The organism is Photobacterium sp. SKA34 (assembly GCF_000153325.1).
GTDB lineage: Bacteria > Pseudomonadota > Gammaproteobacteria > Enterobacterales > Vibrionaceae > Photobacterium.
This window is the reverse complement of the sequence record NZ_CH724142.1, coordinates 519,975-521,748: the sequence shown is the minus strand read 5'-3', so window position 1 is coordinate 521,748 and position 1,774 is coordinate 519,975. Positions and strand designations below refer to the sequence as shown.

Genomic DNA, 1,774 nt, shown 5'->3' with positions numbered 1-1,774 from the left:
GAATTAGATGTTGTTGATGCTTACTTTATTTTATCTCGAGCCAGCAATTGTGAACAAATAACCAGAACAAGAGAAACAATCAACATCACTGTCGCTAAGGCGTTCACCTCAGGTGAAATACCGACTTTAACCATTGAGTAAATCTTCAATGGTAAGATTTCGTAAGTTGGACCCGTAACGAACGAGCTTACAATTACATCATCTAGCGAAAGTGTGAAGCTTAGTAGCCAACCTGCAGCAACTGCGGGTTTAGCCAATGGTAGGATAATCTGCTTTAAGATAACCCACTCACTAGCGCCAAGGTCACGTGCTGCTTCAAGCATTTTCACATCAAAGCCTTTTAGTCGGCTGTAAACTGTCACAACAACAAAAGGTAAACAGAATGTGATATGAGAAAGCAATAGCGTTAAGAAACCTAAGTTAGCACCCAATAGTAAGAACAGCGCAAGTAGCGAGATTGCCATTACGATGTCTGGAGACATCATAACGAGAAATAGCATACCCGATACAAACTTCTTACCTTTAAAGTTATAACGAAACAGAGCAACGGCCGTTAAACTACCAATTAGGGACGCTGCTGTAGCAGAGAACACGGCGATAGTAATCGAGTGTCCTGCCGCTTGCATTAAACTGTCATTGCTAACCAGTTGCTCATACCATTTAGTGGTAAAGCCACCCCATTTCATACCGAATTTGCTTTCGTTGAATGAGTTAACAATCAGGATAATGATAGGGGTATATAAAAACGCATATACCACAGTCATAAAGCTAAATTTAAACAAGCGTCCCATTATTCAAGCTCCACTTTTTTGTTCAGCAACTTACCAGCACGGTAGTAGGCATATAGCATAATTGCCATTGCTAACGTAAGGGCAATACTTGTTGCAGAACCAAATGGCCAATCTCGCGCGTTTAAAACCTGACTCTTAATAACATTACCAATCAGTAAGTTCTTCGCACCGCCTAAAAGGTCGGAAACGTAGAACATGCCTAGGGCTGGAAGTAATACCAATAAACAACCTGCAATAACACCAGGCATGGTTAGTGGGAAGATCACTTTAATAAAGGTTTGAACCTTATTTGCGCCTAAGTCTCGTGCTGCTTCAATGTAGTTATTATCAAGTTTTTCGATAGCGGAGTAGAGTGGTAGCACCATAAAAGGTAGCAAGATATACACTAAACCGATCATTACCGCGTACTCTGTGTACATTATACGCAGTGGCTTATCGATAATATCGAGGTACATTAATGTGTTATTTAAAATACCACGTGTACCTAACATCAGTTTCAGGCCGTATGTACGAATTAGAGAATTAGTCCAAAATGGTACGATAACCAAAAACAGCATAAATGGACGCCATTTCTCTGGCATTTTTGCAATGGCATGAGCAAAAGGGTAACCAATTACTAAACACAGAATAGTTGCTGTGATTGCCATGTAAAAAGAGTGCCAAAGTACTTTTGCGTACAGTGGATCAAATAGTCTTTCATAGTTCTCAAACGTGAAGACCATTTTGATTAGATTTGCATCATCACGAGTTAGGAAACTGGTTCCTATAATCATTAAGTTAGGTACAAATACAAACAGTACTAACCAACTAACAACTAACGCGATAATGAAATTCTGTAAATTAAACTTCTTGCTCATCAGCGAGTACCACTTCCCAACTTTCAATCCAAGTAATGGCAACTTTTTGGTCAAGAGAGTGGTCTACGTCAGGGTCATCTTCGTTGAAGAATTCGCTAACCATCACTGACTTGCCAGACTCTAACT

2 protein-coding genes and 1 pseudogene are annotated in these 1,774 nt (G+C 39.9%); all 3 read right to left on the bottom strand.

Going from position 1 to position 1,774, the window contains the following annotated elements:
• Window positions 1-20: 20 nt before the first annotated feature.
• Window positions 21-791 (bottom strand): spermidine/putrescine ABC transporter permease PotC, encoded by a 771-nt coding sequence (gene potC / locus SKA34_RS11345; RefSeq protein WP_006645669.1) that lies wholly within the window; start codon window positions 789-791, stop codon window positions 21-23.
• Window positions 791-1,648 carry a spermidine/putrescine ABC transporter permease PotB gene (potB, locus tag SKA34_RS11340; RefSeq protein ID WP_006645668.1) on the bottom strand — a complete coding sequence of 286 codons (858 nt, stop codon included), beginning with the start codon at window positions 1,646-1,648 and terminating at the stop codon, window positions 791-793. The genes potC and potB overlap by 1 nt, the downstream gene beginning before the upstream one ends.
• Window positions 1,632-1,774: pseudogene (gene potA / locus SKA34_RS23210) on the bottom strand (putrescine/spermidine ABC transporter ATP-binding protein); the annotation flags it as partial. The pseudogene potA and the gene potB, both read right to left, overlap by 17 nt.

Excerpts from the sequence above, each read along its gene's own strand:
- potC (WP_006645669.1), bottom strand. The coding sequence starts at position 791 with ATGGGACGCTTGTTTAAATTTAGCTTTATGACTGTGGTATATGCGTTT.
- potB (WP_006645668.1), bottom strand. The coding sequence starts at position 1,648 with ATGAGCAAGAAGTTTAATTTACAGAATTTCATTATCGCGTTAGTTGTT.